The sequence below is a fragment of the Ruminococcus bicirculans (ex Wegman et al. 2014) genome (genome assembly GCF_000723465.1).
In the GTDB taxonomy this organism is placed as follows: Bacteria; Bacillota; Clostridia; order Oscillospirales; family Ruminococcaceae; genus Hominimerdicola; species Hominimerdicola aceti.
This window is the reverse complement of record NZ_HF545616.1, coordinates 1,785,165-1,804,595: the sequence shown is the minus strand read 5'-3', so window position 1 is coordinate 1,804,595 and position 19,431 is coordinate 1,785,165. Positions and strand designations below refer to the sequence as shown.

General features: G+C 44.2%; 15 protein-coding genes. 9 read left to right on the top strand and 6 right to left on the bottom strand.

Annotation, left to right across the window (positions count from 1 at the left end):
• Position 1: 1 nt before the first annotated feature.
• The 5 genes from RBI_RS08350 (at position 2) to RBI_RS14170 (ending at position 5,201) form a co-directional block, all read left to right on the top strand.
• Entirely contained in the window at positions 2-742 is a 741-nt protein-coding gene (locus RBI_RS08350) for a type 1 glutamine amidotransferase (protein WP_038672291.1), read from the top strand.
• A 2-nt stretch (positions 743-744) separates the two neighbouring features.
• Positions 745-1,119 carry a hypothetical protein gene (locus RBI_RS08345; RefSeq protein WP_242843637.1) on the top strand — a complete coding sequence of 125 codons (375 nt, stop codon included), beginning with the start codon at positions 745-747 and terminating at the stop codon, positions 1,117-1,119.
• Positions 1,120-1,129: 10 nt separating this feature from the next.
• On the top strand, positions 1,130-2,839 hold the full coding sequence (locus RBI_RS08340; RefSeq protein WP_038672289.1) for a MutS-related protein: 1,710 nt from the start codon (positions 1,130-1,132) through the stop codon (positions 2,837-2,839).
• 86 nt (positions 2,840-2,925) lie between these two features.
• Entirely contained in the window at positions 2,926-4,029 is a 1,104-nt protein-coding gene (locus RBI_RS08335) for a TraB/GumN family protein (RefSeq protein ID WP_038672287.1), read from the top strand.
• 41 nt (positions 4,030-4,070) lie between these two features.
• Positions 4,071-5,201 carry a hypothetical protein gene (locus RBI_RS14170; protein ID WP_051706684.1) on the top strand — a complete coding sequence of 377 codons (1,131 nt, stop codon included), beginning with the start codon at positions 4,071-4,073 and terminating at the stop codon, positions 5,199-5,201.
• 55 nt (positions 5,202-5,256) lie between these two features.
• Here the strand turns inward: RBI_RS14170 and RBI_RS08320 are convergent, their stop codons facing one another.
• From RBI_RS08320 to trhA, 5 genes are all read right to left on the bottom strand, one after another.
• Positions 5,257-6,057 carry a polysaccharide deacetylase family protein gene (locus tag RBI_RS08320; protein WP_242843636.1) on the bottom strand — a complete coding sequence of 267 codons (801 nt, stop codon included), beginning with the start codon at positions 6,055-6,057 and terminating at the stop codon, positions 5,257-5,259.
• A gap of 119 nt (positions 6,058-6,176) precedes the next feature.
• A complete protein-coding gene (locus RBI_RS08315) occupies positions 6,177-6,731 on the bottom strand; it encodes a phosphatase PAP2 family protein (protein ID WP_022287647.1) in 555 nt (184 codons plus the stop codon).
• 216 nt (positions 6,732-6,947) lie between these two features.
• Positions 6,948-9,329, bottom strand: coding sequence for a glycogen/starch/alpha-glucan phosphorylase (locus RBI_RS08310; RefSeq protein WP_038672285.1), 2,382 nt, complete (start codon positions 9,327-9,329; stop codon positions 6,948-6,950).
• Positions 9,330-10,019: 690 nt separating this feature from the next.
• The gene (gene malQ, locus RBI_RS08305; RefSeq protein ID WP_038672283.1) at positions 10,020-11,498 is read right to left on the bottom strand and encodes a 4-alpha-glucanotransferase; all 1,479 of its coding nucleotides are present in this window, start codon (positions 11,496-11,498) and stop codon (positions 10,020-10,022) included.
• Between the two features lie 187 nt (positions 11,499-11,685).
• Positions 11,686-12,357, bottom strand: coding sequence for a PAQR family membrane homeostasis protein TrhA (trhA, locus tag RBI_RS08300; protein WP_051706682.1), 672 nt, complete (start codon positions 12,355-12,357; stop codon positions 11,686-11,688).
• Positions 12,358-12,584: 227 nt separating this feature from the next.
• Here trhA and RBI_RS08295 point away from each other — a divergent pair, with 227 nt between their 5' ends.
• The 4 genes from RBI_RS08295 (at position 12,585) to RBI_RS08275 (ending at position 17,711) form a co-directional block, all read left to right on the top strand.
• Entirely contained in the window at positions 12,585-12,977 is a 393-nt protein-coding gene (locus RBI_RS08295) for a PBECR2 nuclease fold domain-containing protein (protein WP_051706681.1), read from the top strand.
• Positions 12,978-13,336: 359 nt separating this feature from the next.
• On the top strand, positions 13,337-13,702 hold the full coding sequence (locus RBI_RS08285) for an ArsR/SmtB family transcription factor (RefSeq protein WP_022287119.1): 366 nt from the start codon (positions 13,337-13,339) through the stop codon (positions 13,700-13,702).
• Between the two features lie 39 nt (positions 13,703-13,741).
• Positions 13,742-16,075 carry a heavy metal translocating P-type ATPase gene (locus RBI_RS08280; protein ID WP_038672280.1) on the top strand — a complete coding sequence of 778 codons (2,334 nt, stop codon included), beginning with the start codon at positions 13,742-13,744 and terminating at the stop codon, positions 16,073-16,075.
• A gap of 199 nt (positions 16,076-16,274) precedes the next feature.
• Entirely contained in the window at positions 16,275-17,711 is a 1,437-nt protein-coding gene (locus RBI_RS08275) for an LCP family protein (RefSeq protein ID WP_051706678.1), read from the top strand.
• Positions 17,712-17,931: 220 nt separating this feature from the next.
• On the opposite strand, the gene RBI_RS08270 is transcribed toward RBI_RS08275, so the two are convergent.
• The gene (locus RBI_RS08270; RefSeq protein WP_051706675.1) at positions 17,932-19,242 is read right to left on the bottom strand and encodes a WG repeat-containing protein; all 1,311 of its coding nucleotides are present in this window, start codon (positions 19,240-19,242) and stop codon (positions 17,932-17,934) included.
• Positions 19,243-19,431: the final 189 nt, after the last annotated feature.

Here is a 19,431-nt window from a genome sequence, read left to right as displayed (position 1 = left end):
AATGGAAAAGCTGAAAATTCTTCATATGTATCCAAATATGCTTGACCTCTATGGCGACAGCGGCAACGTTGAAGTGCTTTCTTACCGCTGTAAAATGCGTGGCATAGAGCTGGAAGTTTCAAAGCATCTTATTGGTGACAAGGAAACTGATTTCACCCAGTATGATATCATCTACCTTGGCGGCGGTGCTGACTTTGAACAGCAGATACTTGCAGATGACCTTGTTTCCTGTAAGGACAGTATCATGGAAGCTTATAAGGCAGGAACATTTTTTCTGATGATATGCGGCGGCTATCAGCTCATGGGTCAGTATTATAAGGACTCAAACGGCGAGAAAGTGCCGGGATTGGGGCTTTTCGATTACTATACTGTGGCGTCTACCGATAAAAGATGCAGATGTATCGGTAATATCGTCATCGAGGCTCAGCTTGACGGCGAGAAGTATAAGGTCATAGGCTTTGAAAACCATGGCGGACAGACCACCAACGTCAAGTCGCCCTTCGGAAAAGTCCTCTCAGGCAACGGCAACGAGTTTGAAAGCAGTACCGAGGGCTATATGGAAAAAAGCGTTATCGCAACCTATCTCCATGGTCCGCTCCTGTCAAAAAATCCAAAGGTCAGCGACTATGTTATTTCATACTGCATGAGCCGCAAGCTTGGCGAAAAGTATATCCCTGCACCTATAAACGATAAGCTTGAAGAGGATTGCCGCAAACAGCTTTTTGAGAGGCTTGGTGTGTAAAAATGTTTTCACTGTTCAAAAAGAAGCAGACTCAGAGCGAGCCGCCTCTGAAAAAGAAAATAAAGGATATGAAGTGCAGAAAAATAAACTACGTTGACGAGGGCTTTGATACCCTCGCTTCGGAAATGTCTGCCGACCCGAAAGCTATTCTCAGGCTCAAGCCTGTGAACTATTATGCCATAAAAAATAAATATATCATGGGAAAAGTTTATACGTCTGAGGATCATCAGGAGAACTATGTGCAGTTTTTCAGATACGAGTATGACCACGAGTGTGGAAAAACTGATATTTATCCCCTAAGTGCAGAGCTTATGTCAAAGGCTCTTGCAAAGGTGGGTATAATAATAGACCTGAAAGCCCTTGCCAAAGACCAGTGAGGAAACGAAAATGGCTTCAAAACTTGACGAATTTGATATGAAAGCCCCTGTGGCTGACCTGCTTTATCCCTCTGTGGAAAAGCACAACGCAATGAAAAAAAGAGCTGCCGCTCTTGAAAAGCTCCCCAGAGCCTTTGTTGACAATCTGGAGCTTGAAAAGGTGGCTGATTTTATCACGCCCCATTACCAGTATCGTGTAATGAGGCTTTTTTGTGAGGTTTGCGACGATGAGGAGGTAATAAACTACCGCCTTGATATCCTTGATGATTTCATAAGGCTTCCGTCATTGTCTGCCACCATACGCAAGGTGATAAACGTCATGGTGGAAAATGACAGAAAGAACATCTATAATCTTACTACTCCCGACAGCTTTTCACAGCTTGATGACGCCATAAGCGGTTTTGACGCTTACATACAGTGCATGGAGATAATGCACGATTTTTATGGAAAAATGGAAGATAAGATACGCTCAGAGGGCGTAAAAAAGCTTTTTGCGTTCTTTGAGGAGCATTACGGCGACAAGCATTATATATCCCTGAAGGGTGAGATAGAGAAGCTTAAAAAGGCACTCTATGACCGCATACGAAGCGTTACAGTGGCAATAAACCTCGATGAAAGGCTAGTTCCTGTTTCAGCAGGCATTATAGAGCTTTCAAAAGAGCGTTACGATATAAAACCGTCCCTTGTTGACAGGATACTTTACCATGGGGCAAAGTTCAACGATAAGACTGTTGTGAAAAATCTCAGAAAAAAGTATAATGACAGCGAGGTGTCTGACGATAAGCTTATCAACACTGTGGATAAGACCCTTTTTGACGAGCTTAGCGATCTTACTGATACTTTTGTGAAAATGATAGACAAGGTGCTTGCTGAGTATCAGAAAGCAGGCATTGCCGATATGCGCTATATAGACTATCAGCTTGAATACTACATGGGCGCAGTGGCTGTGATAGAAGCCTGCGAAGATCAGGGGCTTAAAATGTGCCGTCCGAAAATTCTTCCTGCAGGTGAGAGAAAAGCCGTCATAAAGGATATCTTTGACCCTGTTTATTTCCGTGAAGCCAGAATATATAATCTTGACCACAAGGAGAAAAAATCCGTTGTCACAAACGATATCACCATGGGAGGCGACAGCGAGGGCTTTTATGTGCTTACGGGCGCAAACAATGGCGGAAAGACCACATTTCTCCGTGCGGTCGGTCTGTGTCAGATAATGGCACAGACAGGGCTTTATGTGCCTGCTTCATACTGTGAGATTTCCCTTGTGGACTATATCTACACTCAGTTCCCGCAAGAGGAAAAAACAGGTATCGACACAAGCCGTTTCACCACGGAGATAAAAGAGTTCCGTGAAATAAGCGACACTATCACAGCAAACAGCCTGCTTCTTATGAACGAGTCTATCCAAAGCACGACCCCCAGGGAGTGCGTTGAGGTCGCCTGCGAGCTTTTGAGGATATTCTGCAAAATGGGCGTAAGAGGAGTTTTTGCAACACATCTTGTGGATATCGCATACAAGACCGTGGAGCTTAATAAAGACAGCACACTCAGAACAAAGCTTGCAAGCATTGTCGCCGACGCAGATGATGAAACAGGAGAGCGAAAGTATAAGATAGTCCGTGGAATGCCCCGTGACAACAGCTTCGCTCAGACTATCCTTAAACAATACGGCATAGATATGGAAACGATAGAAAAGCGTATAAGAGAGAATAAAGCCTGACTATTACAAAATTGTAACCATACTTGAAAATTTCTTTGATGTGTGATATACTGAAACATACAACTATGAAGACAGGAGATAAAACCATGAAAAAGATACATAGAACATTGAGCCTTTTTACAGTCGCTGCAATGTGCGCCGCACTTCTCTGCTCATGCGGAGCGGTGTCTGACAGCTCACAGACCGACAGCAGCTCAAAGGCAGCCGCAACTACAACAGCCGACACAACGGCTGATACAACCACCACAGGGGAGGCGAGCAGTACAGCTTCTGCCACTTCTGCACCTGACAGCAGTGTTTCAGACAGTTCATCAGCGGTAACGGACGATACAAAGACGAACGGCATCACACCTGCCATGTGGAAAGTGACTTCACCTGAGGGCAACACAATGGTAATGCTCGGCTCTTTCCATGCACTGAAAGACGAGTGCTATCCGCTCCCTGAGGCAGTAACAAATGCGTACAACAAAGCTGATATACTTGCAGTGGAGTGCGATATAACCTCCACAAGCGAGGACGGCGAGTATATGAAAAATCTTATGAAGCAAATGCTTTATAATGATAACACAAAGCTCAGCCAGCATATTTCCGAGGAAGCATATTCAGCACTGCAAACATATCTCGGCTATTGGGGCATGGATATTTCCGCCCTGGAGGTCTACAGACCATGGGCTGTTTCAAGCACTCTTGATACCCTGCTTATTCAGGATTCCGGCTTTGACTCGGAAAAGGGTCTTGACAACTACCTTCTTACCACCGCCCATGCAGACGGTAAGGAGATATATGAAGTTGAGTCGGTGGATTTCCAGATGAATCTGCTCATAAACTTCTCTGACGATATCTATGACCTTATGTTCAGAAGCTACGAAGGGGAAACTAAGGAGAGCCAAAAGCAGGCTCTTGAAGACCTCTATACCGCATGGAAGTCGGGGGATATCGAAACCTTCCTTGAGGAAGATAACGAGGAGGAGCTTGCAGGCTATACCGAGGAGGACAAAAAGATCGCCGAGGATTATAATAACCAAATGCTCTATGACAGAAACAAGAACATGGCAAAAGCTGCCGAGGATCTTATGTCTCAGGGCAAGAACGTGTTCTATGTTGTTGGTGCGGCACACTATGCAGGCGAGGGAGGAATAATCGACCTGCTTGAAAAAGACGGCTACACAGCCGAGCGTGTGCAGTATTGATGGATCTATAGATTTGTATAGGGGAAAGGGGTAAAAAATAAATGCCACATTCATCAGGGGGAGGCTCTCACAGCGGAGGGTCACACAGTGGCTCAGGCTTTTCCAGCTCTTCATCAAGCTCGGGAGGGTCGAGTGCTAAACACATAAAGCACACAAGCTTTCCTGGGGCAAGAAGATACGTATACTATGAGAACTATCGTCCTGTCTATGTCTATGCTGACTATGATATTCGCAAGGGGACCGCTTCAGGTAAGTTTTTCAGTATACTTGGCAGTGCTGTCAGCCTGCTCTTTGGTATCATGCTTCTTGCCATGTGCTATGATAAGCCACAAAAAATGGATACAAGTCCTTCTTATAGCTGTGAGATAGTGGACTGTGCAGGGGTAATTGACGATGCCGATATGGTGCAAAGCGCAATAGATGATTTCTATGACGAAACGGGTATACCTGTTGAGGTAATGACAGTGAACAACGAGGATTGGCAGGGAAGCTATTCAAAGCTAGAGGACTTTGCCTATGATATGTATGTGACGGAATTTGACGACGAGGAGCATTGGCTGGTGGCATTTTATAACCGCACCGGTATCTCACCTGCGGTCATAACAGTGGAAAATTCCGATTGGCAGGGAAATTATTCAGATCTTGAAAATTATGCCTATGATCTGTATGTGAACCACTTTGCGGACGAGAGCCATTGGCTCATAGTTTACTCTACCCCTGACGGCTATTCTTCCTCTGACGGCTTTGAGGATTGGTATTGGGAGGGTATGCAGGGCAATGATACAGATGATGTTCTGACAAAATCTGTAACGAACAGCTTCAATGACGAGCTGCAGAATAATCTCACGGCGAGAACACGCTATACAGTGTCCTCGGCTATCAGCACATCATTTGACGACCTGACGCCTACCGTAATGAAGAGTAAAGTGAATTGGACTATACTATTTACTTCGATCGCCATTCTGGCATTTGTGTGTCTGCACGCCTGCCTTATGATAGGTATAAATCCAAAGGCGAGAAAATATGCCAAAGCAAAGCCGTGTTCTGACGCAGCTCAGGAAAAAGCCTGCGAATATTGCGGCTATACCTATGTCGTAGACACCTGTACAGAATGTCCTCATTGCGGAGCGCCTATCCCACCAGAGGATCAGCCTGGGGCACGATTTACTTGATAAAAAAATCACCGCCTGAGAAGCTATTTCTCTCAGGCGGTTTTGTTTGTCATTTTTAGCCGTACATTTCAGTCTGCTCAGCGTAGCTGTAGATTATCTCGGAGTCAGGGTCAATGGCAACTCCCTTTGCGTGGAAAAGCTCTGTTATGGTAACGAACTCGTAGCCCTGTTCTTTGAGGGCAGGGATTATCTTGTCAAGGGCTTCAACTGTCTGAACGTTTCCGTTCATATCGTGAAGCAGGATAATGCCACCGTCCCTGGCCTGTGCAAGCACCTTTTCAACACGCTCCTCAACGCCTATGGCATTGTTATAGTCCTCTGCGCCGTATCCGCATATAAACGGCATATCTATAACGTCAAACATTGTCTGGTTCACCGCAATATATGGCGGACGGAAAAACTGTGGACGTTCGCCAACAGCCTCTTCCACCTTGTCAGAGGTAAAGTCTATCTCCGCCTTTATTTCCTCTGCGGTCATTTTTGTCATGTCAGGGTGGCTCTGAGAGTGGTTTTCAATGTCACAGCCCATGTTGTAAGCACGCTTCATGACCTCTGCACTCTCGTCTGTGATGTTGTTTCCGATAACGAAAAACGAAGCCACAATGCCGTGTTCTTCAAGCTTGTCAAGAACAAGGGGAGTTGTGTCAGTGTTAGGGCCGTCATCAAAAGTGAGGGCTATCACTTTTCCGTAGTCAGACTTGTCACGAAGCTGTCTGCGCTTATTCTGTGAACTGCTGTCCTCAGCTTTTGATGAGCTTTCTTTCTCCGAACTGTCATTTTCAGCACCGCAGCCTACGCCCATAGCAAGGCTGAAAGCCACAGCACCCATAAGAATAGTCTTAAGCACCTTTTTCATAAGATTTTCTCCTTCATATTTATTATCTCTATGATAGCATATTTCCACTTGATTTTCAATAGAATTTGATGATAAAGCAACAAAAAACGAGCGGTCAAAAACCGCCCGTCAAATGTCTTTTATTTTTCAGAATGTTTCTTGTCCTTGAAGAATTTTCTGTATATTGCCACTGTGATAACAGCATATATCGTTCCCGTTAGAACGCCTGCGATAACGTCGAATGGATAGTGTACACCAACATACAGCCGTGAGAACGCAATGAGTGTTGCCACTATAAGTGCAGGCACGCCATATTTTTTCGGCATCTCCATGAACATTACCACCGCCACTGCAAAGGAAGCTCCCGAATGTCCCGAGGGAAAGGAGAAGTCCGATTGTGCCCCTATTATCCTGTTGAGCCCCTCGACCACCTCGTAAGGTCTTGTTCTGGCAATAATGTTTTTGAGAATGATGTTGTTTATAAGAAAAGTCACCGCAAGGGAGCATGAACACACGATGCCTGTTGTTCTAGTCTTTTTCAGTATGAGAAGTAAAACGCATATGCCTATCCATAATGCACCTCCGTTTGCAAGATATGTTATGAACTTCATTATGGGGTCGAGCCACCCTGCACGCAGGTTGTCTTGTATCCATAACAGTATGTCGCCGTCTAGTTTAAGTAAGGTGTCTAACATTTATCCTCCTGCCATTTATGTAAATCTATCCCTTGAATATATTTACATCAAAACTGACAAGCCCGTCAAAAAACGAGCCTGTCCTTTGTGTATTAATGCTTTAGTTCATATTTTCGCAAATTAATATTATGATAAGTTCATTTTCGTGTATAAAAAGCTTAAAATCATGTGTGATACCCTTAACAAATTCAATTTGCATAGAAATTTGATTTCCAATTACAGCTTAACAGGCTCTATCTTCCAGATGTTTTCTGCATAGTCCTTGATAGTTCTGTCAGATGAGAACTTTCCTGCATTGGCAATGTTCAGCCAGCACTTCTTAGCGAATGCAAGCTTGTCTTTGTAGTCTGCGTTGACCTTGAGCTTTGCCTGAACATAGCTTTCAAGGTCGCCAAGAACATAGTAGTGGTCAGGAACGTGCCAGCTTGCACCGTCAGTGAGCGCCTTGTAAAGCTCCTTGAAGCTGCCCTCTTCGTTGGACGGAACGCCGCCGTCTGAAAGACTGCCGTCAATAAGCTTGTCAAGCATACGCTTTATCTTGTCGTTTGAGAAAAGTATCTCCCTAGGGTCATACTTTGGCATTATCTCAGCCAGCTCCTCTACTCTTGCACCGAAGATGTAGTTGTTCTCCTCGCCTGCCTCCTGAACGATCTCCACGTTAGCTCCGTCATAAGTTCCCAGTGTAACAGCACCATTGAGCATAAGCTTCATGTTGCCTGTACCGCTCGCCTCAGTGCCTGCCGTAGATATCTGCTCGGAAACATCAGCCGCAGTAACAAGCTTTTCCGCATAGGAAACGTTGTAGTTCTGTACGAAAACCACCTTAATAAGATCCTTTGTGTCAGGGTCAGCGTTCACAAGCTTGCTTATCTCGCCAATAAGCTTGATGATAGCCTTAGCCCTCCTGTATCCCGGTGCAGACTTAGCACCGAAAATAAATGTTGTCGGTGTGAAGTCCTTTATAGAGCCGTCCTTGATGCCATAGTAAATGTAAAGTATAGACAAAGCGTTAAGGAACTGCCTCTTGTATTCGTGCAGGCGCTTGATCTGAATGTCAAAAATAGTGTTCGGGTCGATATCAACACCGTCATGCTCCTTTACAAAAGCGGCAAGGCGGTTCTTCTGCGCCTCCTTAACAGCCATGAACTCGTTAAGAACAGCTTCATCATCAGCATATTTTTCAAGCTTTTTAAGCTCGTCCAAGTCCTTCACCCAATCTGCATTGCCAAGAAGCTTTGTGATAAGTGCGGAAAGCTCAGGGTTGCAAAGTGCGAGCCAACGTCTTTGTGTGATACCATTGGTCTTGTTCTGAAATCTCTCAGGATAAAGCTCATACCAATCCTTAAGAGCGTCCTTTTTCAGTATCTCGGTGTGGATAGCCGCAACGCCGTTTATATAGCTTGAAACATAGATAGCCATAAACGCCATTTTAACCATGCCGTCGCCAACAGGGGAGAGCTTTGAAATATACTCTCTGTCCTTTTTGAGGGCGTACATATCCTTGATAAAACGCTCGTTTATCATAAGAATGTATGTGTAGACCTCAGGCACTACCTTTTCCACAAGTCTGCAATCCCACTTTTCAAGAGCCTCAGCCATGATAGTGTGGTTTGTGTAGTTAAATACCTTGTGGGCGATCTCAAAAGCCTTGTCAAAGTCATAGCTATGCTCAGCACAAAGCTGTCTTATAAGCTCTGGCACAGCGATAACAGGGTGAGTATCGTTAAGCTGGATAGTAATATAGTCGCCAAGGTTGTCAAGAGTGCCGAACTTAGCCAAATGCTTTTTGAGAATATCCGTCACAGAAGCGGAGGAGAAGAAATATTCCTGTTTAAGTCTGAGTATCTTGCCCTCTTCACAGTTATCGTTAGGGTAAAGCACCTTTGAGATGTTCTCAGCGTCATTTTTAGCCTTTACAGCACCGTCATAGTTACCGCAGTCGAACTGAGCAAAGTCGAAATCCTCCACGCTCTCAGCCTGCCAAAGTCTGAGTGTGCCAACGTTCTTAGTGCCAAAGCCGATAACAGGCATATCATAAGGCACAGCGTAAACAGTCTGGTCGCCGTATTTAACGACTACCTTGTCATTTTCGCATCTCTTAGACCAAGGGTCGCCGTACTTAGTCCAGTTGTCAGCTTCTTCCTTTTGGAAGCCGTCAACTATCTTCTGCTTGAAAAGACCATACTTGTATCTTATTCCGTAGCCGTCCAAAGGCAGGTCATGAGCGGCAGCGGAATCGAGGAAGCAAGCGGCAAGTCTGCCAAGACCACCGTTGCCGAGGGCAGCGTCCTCTATTTCTTCAAGGTCATTAAGACTTCTGCCGTGAGCCTTCAAAAGCTCGTCCACCTCGTCAGTGATACCAAGGCAAAGGAGATTGTTATAAACGGCTCTGCCCATAAGGAACTCCATAGAGAGATAGCAGGCTCTGCGGCTGTCAAGGTGAGCCTTTTTGCTGTTCTCCCAATCGCTGTCAATAAGCTCCATAACAGTAGCCGACAGGCTTTCGTGAAGCTGCCAAGGCAGAGCTTTTTCAACGCTCGTGCCAAACTTCTTTTTCAGGTCTTTACTAAGTTCGCTGTAAAACAGTTCTTTGTTCATTGGTTTTTTTATCCTTTCTGATATTTTATGTATTCTATTGCATTTTGTACTTTGTTATTATCCGCATAACGTATGGTAGGGGCGAACATAGTTCGCCCGTCGAAGGAACAAGCAACGATAACAACATGGCTCAATAACCATGAAAATTTTCCCACCGCCCTGTAGGGGACGACGCCCTCGGCGTCCCGCACCCCTCGCCGTATCGACTGCAATCTCATTTGTGTTATCCGCACAATGTTGCTCTGCACAAATTCTGGATAATTTAAACCTTGTCACTTCGAGTGGGACGTCGCATTTCTGTGAAACAGAAATTGAGCCGTTTCCCTACAATGTTTTGGTCAACTTTCTTCTGACGCAAAATCGCTGTCGCTCTTTGCGGATCTACGTTGCGCTAAGGGATAGAAAAGCGGTGCAGATTTAATTCTCCGATATTACTTTTATCTGATATCAAACTTTCATGTGCTTTTTGGTTTTATTCTGCACCGCTTAGTAGGCTTACGCCTATTGAGGCTCTGCCTCAAACTCCGCTAGGGACTCTGTCCCTAGACCCTGCAATGGGTTTCACCCCTTGACCCTGACCAGGGGCGTGCCCCTGGACCTTTTGCTCGCTACGCTCGGTGCTTGTGCACAACTCTGATAAGCTATGCACATTCCTCACTCCTCATTCCTCATTCCTCATTTATCCCTGCTCTATCTGCCATACACCGCTGTTATCTTCGCCAATCTCTCCGCCAAAGTATCATCAAGCTTATCAAAGCTTTCCAATCTCCACTTCCAATTTGCTCCCACTGTTGACGGTGTATTCATTCTGGCTTTATCGTCAAGGCAAAGTATATCCTGCATTTGTGCGATAGCTGTATCACACACGCTGGACCAACAAAGTCTTACCATTGCCCAAGGCACGAACTCGTCTTTTGTAACTCCAAGATAGTCCTTGCAGTAGCTTCTGGTCTTTTCGTCACAGCTCTTTATCCAGCCAAGTATGGTTTCGTTATCGTGCGTTCCTGTATAGCAAATGCTGTTTGTGGTCTTATAATTGTGGGGCAGATAGCCGTTTGTATTATCAGAATCAAAGCCGAACTCCAGCACCTTCATGCCAGGATATCCGCTTGCGTTGAGCATTTTTACAACGTGCTTTGTAAGAAAACCCAAGTCCTCTGCGATTATCTTCACGTCCCCAAGCTGTTTTCTCACTTCTTTGAAAAGCCTCATGTCAGGACCTTTTCTCCACTTGCCCTTTTTGGCGTTCTTTGCACCATATGGTATGCAGTAATAGCTTTCAAAGCCCCTGAAATGGTCTATTCTCACCACGTCATAGGTGTCAGAAGCCGCCTTTATACGCTCTACCCACCAGCGGAATTTATCTCTTGCTATGTATTCCCAGTTGTAAAGAGGATTGCCCCAAAGCTGACCGTCTGCCGTGAATGCGTCAGGTGGACATCCTGCCACCTCAACAGGCTTTTTCTCCTTGTCAAGGCTGAAATACTGCGGTGTACTCCACACCTCAACACTGTCATATGCCACATATATGGGGATATCGCCTATTATCTCGATGCCCTTTTCGTTGGCATAAGCCTTTAGCTTTTTCCACTGCTGGAAATATTTATACTGCACAAAGCACCAGAAGTCGATATCGTTTGCATATTCTTTTCTAGCACTTTTTATCGCCTTAGGCTTGTACATTCTCAGCGGTTCGTCCCATTCATACCAAGCCTTGCCCTTGTTGGCAAATTTCAGTGACATAAACAAAGCGTAATCGTATATCCAGTCTTTGTTTTCCACCACGAATTTTGAGTATGCCTTTTCAGGCTTCTTGCGAAAACGCTTGTGTGCCGTCCTAAGCACCTTGAAAATGACCTCGTATATCTTGCCGTAGTCAACAGACCCTTTGTCATCGCCCCACTCAATATTCTTGTATTCCGCAGCTTTCAGATAACCATCTTTCTCAAGTGCCTCAAGGTCGATGAAATACGGATTTCCTGCGTGAACAGAAAAGCTCTGATATGGCGAATCACCATAGCTTGTAGGAGATATAGGAAGTATCTGCCAACATTTTTGGTGAGCCTTTTCAAGAAAATCCACAAAAGCATAAGCCTCCTTGCCAAGCTTGCCGATACCATAATCGTTAGGCAGAGAGGATATGTGCATTAAAATACCCGATCTACGCATAAAATGCTCCTTTCATGTCAAAACCGCACCCATGTGAAAATTTCAGTGCAGTCACATATAATACATCATTATGATTATACTACTTTTCGGCCATTTTTGCAATAGAAAAAACCGCCATATATTTCATTTTAGAAATATTTTCTCTAAACAGAAAAATCCCGAGGACGCAAACCCTCGGGATGATCTTTTAGTCATGTGTTATCATCATAAGCACCGCAAAGTAGTGAAAAACGCTTCCTGCAATGGTGAACAAATGCCATATTGAGTGAAAATATTTTTTGTTCTTTTTAACATAGAAAATAACGCCAACAGTGTAGAAAAGTCCGCCTATAAGAATAAACCACAAGGACAGAGGATAAACCTTTTCTATCATAGGCTTGACAGCGATTATAACTACCCAGCCCATTGCGATATAGCATACAACAGAAGGCTTGCGGAACTTTTCAAGGTCAATGGAGTTCAGCACAATGCCAAGAATAGCCGCACCCCAAACGATTCCGAAAAGCACCCAGCCAAACGCACCTCTCAAAGGCACAAGGGTGATAGGGGTGTAGGTGCCTGCGATGAGGAAGAAAATGGTGTTGTGATCCATTATTCTGAAAAACTTTTTGGCTTTTGGATTGGTGATAGCGTGATAAAGGGTTGACATGGTGTAAAGTATGATAAGAGAAGCTCCGAAAATAGCGGAGCTTACAACGCCCCAGGCGTTGGAGTAAATGGCAGCGAGAACGATAAGAACGGCAGTGCCGGCAATGGATAGCAGACCGCCTGCACCATGGGAAACGGAGTTGAATATCTCCTCGCCGAGGGTGTATCTTTTGGTTAGATCATGAGATTGGATCTCAATAGATTTTGACATAGTATCATTTCCTTTCCGATAGGACCGAGAATTTGCATATAAGTTTTATTACTATAGTATAGTAACATTTTTTTAGACACTTGTCAAGTTTAAATACAGGTGTAAAAAGTGAGGAGTGAGGAATGAGGAATTAGGAATGGCACAGCAAACCTGCCCGAACGATATCTATGATAGTAATACATTGACAAATCAGCGGAAAGTGATATAATAGAGAGCAAGAAAGCGAAATGGCGGTAAACAAAGTGTATAGTGTCGGAAAAATTGATATTGAAATATATAAATGTGTGACAGAAGATATCCAAACTGACGAGGTCATTATAACTGAACGTCAGATAGAACATATAAAGGAGCGTCACCCTAGTGATTATGAGCGCTATTTTTCATATGCACAGGAAATAATCAGAGAGCCTGATTATATACTTGAGGCTAATAAACCGAATACAGCTTTTGTACTGAAACATATTGTTGATAACGGGAAAAACTATCAGCTTATACTTAGGCTGAAAACATCACATGACCCAGCAGATTATTGCAATTCTATAATTACATTTTTGAAAGTCGAAGAAAAAAGATACAATCGTTATTTGAGAACTAAAAAAATACTTTACAAATCTGAATAAATATGCTATAATATGAATAAGATAAGAGGGTTATTTGAGGTGGAAAATTTCGTGGCATCCACACGCCGCTGGTACCGACAGGGGAAACCCGAGAGATGCAGGAGAACGCCACGCCTGCCAAATAACCATTGCTTTGAAAGCCGTTCTGAGAGATCAGGACGGCTTTCTTCTATATTATAGACACTTTTATGACACTAGAGTTCACTGCCTAAGAAAAATGCAAAAAAATTTTCAAAACCCCCTTGACAAAACATGAATATATGATATAATAAACATATGAACAGTTATTCATATGATGAATTGAAATGACCCATATCGAATATACTAAAACAATAATAAGAAAAGGAGAGCGAAAATAAATGAGCGAGAATACAGTAAAGCATGAGCATAAACAGTGCGGAGGAAAGAATATAGAGAAAATGGAGGAAATAGGGAAAACAATGCCCGTTGAGGAGGAGATATATGACGTGGCAGAGCTTTTCAAAGTCCTTGGCGACCAAACAAGAGTGAAAATACTCTTTACCCTTATAAAGGATGAAATGTGCGTGTGCGATATCGCAGAGCTGTTGGAAATGTCACAGTCAGCTATCTCGCATCAGCTCAGAGTGCTTAAGCAGGCCAGACTTGTGAAGTATAGACGTGAGGGAAAAACAGTCTATTATTCAGTTTCCGATGAACACGTCGCTGTCATACTCAATATGGGTATCGAGCATATCAGCGAGTAAAGAAAGTGATCTGTTTTTTGTAGTATAGGAGAATGTGAAATGAGTAAAATGACTTTGCTTCTTAAGGAACTCGATTGTCCTCATTGTTCGGAAAAGATCGAGAAACGTGTGGGCGAGCTTTCAGGCGTTAAAAGCTCTAACCTTGACTTTATCAATAAAAAGCTCACAGTTGATTTTGACGGCGATAAAAACGCCCTCTTTACCGAGATAGAAAATGTCGTCCATAAGCTTGAACCTGACGTTAGCGTGAAAGAGCTTGGCGATTGCGCTGAGAAAACTCTCTATCTGAAGCTGGAGGATCTCGATTGCCCTAACTGCGGTGAAAAGATAGCAAACCGTGTGGGTGAGCTTGCAGGCGTTATTTCATCAAACGTCGATTTTATCAGCAAAAAACTTACTGTCAAAACAGACGGCTCTAATCCCGACCTGCGTATCATGATAGAGGATACCGTCCATCAGCTTGAGCCTGACGTTACTGTTAAGGATTATGGTGCTCAGACAGCAGAGGAAGAGCCTGTGAATGACCATAAGGGCGAGATAGTCAAGCTCTCTGTGGCTATCGTGTTCTTTATCGCATCAATGCTTTTGGATAAGCTTGGAAGCGGCACTGTATGTGAGTATCTCAGTGCAGGCCTTGCAATAGTTGCTTACCTTATCGCAGGTCTTGACGTTGTTATCGCCGCTGTAAGAAACCTTGTTAAAGGCGAGGCTTTTGACGAATCTCTGCTCATGACTATCGCAACAGTGGGCGCATTTGCACTTAAAGATTTCCGTGAGGGTGCAGCCGTTATGCTGTTCTTCCAGGTGGGTGAGCTTTTCCAGAATATCGCAGTAGAGAAGTCAAGAAAATCTATCACAAAGCTTATGGAGCTTAAGCCTGAGTCTGTAACAGTTGTAAGAAACGGCAAAACATACGAGCTTCCTCCTGAGGATATCCTCAAGGACGAGATGATCGCCGTAAAAACAGGCGAGAGAATACCTCTTGACGGTATCGTAACAGAAGGCGAATCAGAGCTTGATACATCAGCACTTACCGGTGAGTTTCTTCCGGTCGAGGTCAAAGCAGGGGACAGCGTCCTCAGTGGCTCAACAAACCTGAGAGGACTTCTCAAAGTTCGGGTCACAAATACCTTCCACGAGTCTGCAGTGTCGAAAATTCTCGATATGGTGCAAAACTCCAGCGAAAGAAAAGCCAAGACCGAAAAGTTCATCACACGTTTTGCAAGAGTTTATACCCCTGCGGTAGTAATTGCTGCACTTGCACTCGTGTTTATACCAAGCTTCATTCTGGGCTTTGACCAGTTCTCAAAATGGCTCTATAGAGGACTTCTGTTCCTTGTAATATCCTGCCCATGCGCACTTGTTATCTCAGTGCCTCTTTCGTTCTTCGCAGGAATAGGCGGAGCTTCTAAAAAGGGTATCCTTATCAAAGGCGCAAAAAATCTCGAAACAATGGCGAAGTGCAAAACTCTCGCAGTTGATAAAACAGGTACGCTCACAAAGGGCAAGTTCACTGTCCTCAGTGTAAACCCACAGGGCGTTTCACAGGATATCCTCCTTGAAGCCGCCGCATATGCAGAAAGTATGTCAACTCACCCTATCGGTATCTCCATAGTGCAGAGATACGGCAAGGAAATAGACGGTGCAAGACTTTCTGATGTTGAAGAGATAGCAGGAAACGGCGTAAGAGCAAAGCTTGACGGCAAGGAGATACTTTGCGGAAAGAAAGCACTTCTTGAAACAAACGGCATTGCCGCACAAAGCTCAGAAGACTCTGCAACGGCAGTTTATGTTGCCCTTGACGGCAAGTTCATAGGCGAGATACTCCTTGGCGACGAAATAAAAGAAACCTCCGCCACAGCCGTTTCAAGACTTAGAGAGCTTGGCGTTGAAACTGTCCTCCTCACAGGGGATAAGAAAGATACCGCCGAAAAGGTGGCAAAGAAAGTGGGCATAAAAACATTCTTCAGTGAGCTTCTCCCTGAAAACAAGGTTGAAAAGGTCGAACAGCTTATAAAAGACCCCGACCGCAGACTTGTTGCATTCGCAGGGGACGGAATAAATGACGCACCTGTTATCGCAAGAGCCGATATCGGTATCGCAATGGGTGGCTTAGGCTCAGATATTGCCATTGAAGCCGCAGACGTTGTGCTTATGAACGACGATCCGTCAAGCATAGAAGACGCAGTAAAGATATCCCGAAAGACTATGACAATAGTAAGAGAGAATATAATTTTTGCCCTTGGAGTAAAAGCCCTTGTGCTTATATTCGGTGCATTGGGACTTGCAGGAATGTGGCTTGCGGTATTCGCAGACGTTGGCGTAGCCGTAATAGCTATCCTCAATGCCCTAAGAAGCAGCAGAATAAAATAAGGCTATGTGTAGACCTGCAAATGCCCATAAAAACGGCATTGGCTTGTAGGGGCGAACACTATTCGCCCGCTTCTCCACAACAACGTAAAAATAAAAAGGCGGACGCTGGAAAAAGCTCCGCCTTTTTTTCTGTCATTGACAATAAGCCTGATATGTACTATAATATTGGTATTGTAAAAATGAACGGAGGTGCAGTCAGGTGGCTAATAAAGACAGACAACAAAACTACACAAACGATAATAAGCCTCAGGACTACTACGAACAGGAATATCAGCGACAGCTTGACGAGTTCAATCGCATAAGCGGTGCTGGCGGACAGCGTGTTCAGCAAATAGACGAGGGCGTGAACGACTTTGACGATTACTATGACGCTGGCTACCCTGATGATCATACACAGGGTACAGCTCAGTCATACGGGCAGGGAAGCCGTTCATCATCAGATCACTCAGGCTCATACAGAGAAAGCACTCCAAGACGGCAGACACAGAGCAGACAAACGTCACGTCCACAGAACGGACAGAGCAAGCAGAGAGGTTCAGGCAAGTCGGCAAAAAGCAACAAGACCTCAGCCCAAAGACGAAATAATGACCTGCAATTTGGCAAAAATAATAAAAGCCGTAACGATCAGACGAACAAAAAATGTAAAAACAAAGTGGAAAATAAAAAAAGACATCCTATAAAAACCTTTTTCAAGGTGCTTATCATCATACTTTTGGTGGTTTTCATATTGGCGAACGTGCTTATATGGCGATACATAGGCATGGTGAACAAGGTGCAAAGAGGTCAGCGAACGAACACAGATGCTTCCATGAACAGCTCTGATGTACGAAATATCCTGCTTATAGGCTCTGATACAAGAAACGCTGACGAGCGTGGCAGAACAGACTCTATGATACTTCTCTCAATTAACAGCACCACAAAAGAGATAACAATGACCTCTTTCATGCGTGATATGTATGTGAATATCAAGGGCATTGACGCTGACGGAAATGATATAGACACATGGTCAAAGCTCAATGCAGCGTATGTTTACGGCGGTGCAGAGCTTCTTATGGATACCATAGAGTATAATTTTGATATTGCCGTTGACGATTATGTTTATATCGACTTTCTGTCATTCGTTGATATCGTTGACGCAGTTGGCGGTATCGAGCTTGACATTTCCGATGAAGAGGCCGAGGGCATGAAGCCTCCAATGGCAGAGCAAAACAAGCTTCTTGGCAATAAAAAGGGTACAGACTATCTTGATAAGGGCGGAAAGAAGCTTCTTGTAAACGGCAATCAGGCACTTGCCTATGCAAGACTTAGATATGTTGGCAACGCAGATTTCCAGCGAACAGAACGCCAGAGAACAGTTATCACAAAGATAATCGAAAAGGCGAAAAGCTCAGATCCGCTGACTATAGACAAGTTCGCAAAAGCATCAATGTCACATCTTACAACCAATATGTCCCAGACACAGCTTTTTGCTCTTACCTATAAGGCGATATTCTCCATGAATTACGAGATAAAGTCCATGAGAATACCTGATGATGATTCCTATTCATATGGCACATCATCTGACGGTCAATCAATTCTCGAAGTGGATTTTGAAGTCTGCAAAGCACTTCTCAGGAAAGATATATATAACCAGTAAAAAATAAAAGCTCTGTTTCGGCAGAGCTTTTTTTGTATAGCAAAAAAAATATATTAAAAACGCACAAACCATGTAGGGGAGCGGCGCAATTTCTGCTTTGCAGAAATACGACGTCCCGCTTTCGATGCTTTGTTTATGCACGCATTTTCAATATCCGCACATATTCATGCACCAAAAAAACGGCGTACCCCAAAGTGGGATAACGCCGTTTATATTCTTATTATTGTTCAGGTGTCGGCTCAGGCTCAGGCTCAGGAGCAGGCGGATCAGTTTCCGTAACAGGCTCCGTTACTGTTTCTGTAACAGTTTCCGTGTTCGTTGACACCTCAGTGGTTTCACTTGGCTGTGTCAAAGATGGAGTAGTTTCAGTTGCTTTTTTCGTTTCAGTTGAAACCGAAGTTGTTGTGGTGGTCTTTGAAGTTGTGGTCGTGGTGATGTAGCTTGTGGTGGTCGTAGTTGTGGTGGTCTCTTCCTCTGATGAGTCCTCCTCCACAGGTGCGTCACCGAATGCTATAACGCCCCATTTTCCAGACTTCATTACCCATGCCTTGCCGTTGTGAGCAGGTCTTGCCTGATCGAACTCGCCTGGCTTTACGATACAGTTGCCGTCTATGTCATAATAACCATATGATGAATCTATGGATACCGGCAGATAATCGTCAGTGAAAAGATAAGGATGAACTGCCATCTCGTCATCTATCACCTTTCCGCAATAGGCACTCATGTCACCGTCGCACTTGAAGTCGATTATAGTCTTGCCGTCAGAACCAACATATCCCCACTTGCCTTCATCGTTCTCAAAGGCGATGCAGGTAAGTCCTGCGCCTTTGTATGCAGGGGCATAGAAATCAGTGTACTGCATATCAAGTATAAGCTTGTCCTTTTTAGCAAGCCCGTAAAGCGGTTCGCTCACAGGAGAAATGTCATAAAAACCATTGTCAGACTTTTTCACGTCAGCTTCACATACCACAACAGCCTTTTTGCCAGTGTATTCTTCGCCCTGTTCTTCGTCAGCGTCCTTTACATAGATCTTTTCCTCATTGCTGTTCCAGTAATATTTCGGTGAGCTGTCATGATGTTCCGCCGCATAGTATACTACCTGATTCGAGCTGTCGATACTGCAATACTCATATTCATCATTCTTTTCATTTATAATATTGAAAAGCGTGACCTCTCCGCACCAGCAGGTGTAGTAATCGTCATATTCCGCAGGCACTACCATGTTTCCGCTGTAGTCTATAATGCCATATTTGCCATTCTGTCTGATAACAGAATAGTTGGCATAAGCTGTGTTCTTTTCGTTGTTAGGGTCGACCTGACTTCCGTCAAAAGAAATGATATTATCGGCGTTTATAGTCGGCTCTATGAGCCAGCGATAAGCTTGTTTCTGTTCTGAATTTGAGTCAGCCGTATAGGAATAACCACCAGGGGCAACGTCGTCATCAGCACCCTTTTCCCAAGGCATGGCACAGCCTGTAAGCATAGCACCTGCAACAACGGCTGTCAGAGCAGAACAAAAAATCTTGTTCATAAGTTTCCTCCTATCATTTTCTGCTTCTTCCTTATCGCCCATTATCTGTATTTTTTATCTTTTCAGGGCAATATCTACACATACGATTATTATATACTATAACCCCTTTTATGTCAATAGCACAACTTACAAACAGCACCGCAAAGCTGCAAGGATTTTCAGCGATTTTAACACGAAAATCCCCGAAAA

Bases quoted from the DNA above. Each gene is read 5' to 3' on its own strand.
- RBI_RS08270 (WP_051706675.1), bottom strand. From the start codon at position 19,242: ATGAACAAGATTTTTTGTTCTGCTCTGACAGCCGTTGTTGCAGGTGCT.
- malQ (WP_038672283.1), bottom strand. From the start codon at position 11,498: ATGCGTAGATCGGGTATTTTAATGCACATATCCTCTCTGCCTAACGAT.
- RBI_RS14170 (WP_051706684.1), top strand. From the start codon at position 4,071: ATGCCACATTCATCAGGGGGAGGCTCTCACAGCGGAGGGTCACACAGT.
- RBI_RS08320 (WP_242843636.1), bottom strand. From the start codon at position 6,057: ATGAAAAAGGTGCTTAAGACTATTCTTATGGGTGCTGTGGCTTTCAGC.
- RBI_RS08310 (WP_038672285.1), bottom strand. From the start codon at position 9,329: ATGAACAAAGAACTGTTTTACAGCGAACTTAGTAAAGACCTGAAAAAG.
- trhA (WP_051706682.1), bottom strand. From the start codon at position 12,357: ATGTCAAAATCTATTGAGATCCAATCTCATGATCTAACCAAAAGATAC.
- RBI_RS08340 (WP_038672289.1), top strand. From the start codon at position 1,130: ATGGCTTCAAAACTTGACGAATTTGATATGAAAGCCCCTGTGGCTGAC.
- RBI_RS08345 (WP_242843637.1), top strand. From the start codon at position 745: ATGTTTTCACTGTTCAAAAAGAAGCAGACTCAGAGCGAGCCGCCTCTG.
- RBI_RS08350 (WP_038672291.1), top strand. From the start codon at position 2: ATGGAAAAGCTGAAAATTCTTCATATGTATCCAAATATGCTTGACCTC.
- RBI_RS08315 (WP_022287647.1), bottom strand. From the start codon at position 6,731: ATGTTAGACACCTTACTTAAACTAGACGGCGACATACTGTTATGGATA.
- RBI_RS08335 (WP_038672287.1), top strand. From the start codon at position 2,926: ATGAAAAAGATACATAGAACATTGAGCCTTTTTACAGTCGCTGCAATG.
- RBI_RS08280 (WP_038672280.1), top strand. From the start codon at position 13,742: ATGAGTAAAATGACTTTGCTTCTTAAGGAACTCGATTGTCCTCATTGT.
- RBI_RS08295 (WP_051706681.1), top strand. From the start codon at position 12,585: ATGGCGGTAAACAAAGTGTATAGTGTCGGAAAAATTGATATTGAAATA.
- RBI_RS08285 (WP_022287119.1), top strand. From the start codon at position 13,337: ATGAGCGAGAATACAGTAAAGCATGAGCATAAACAGTGCGGAGGAAAG.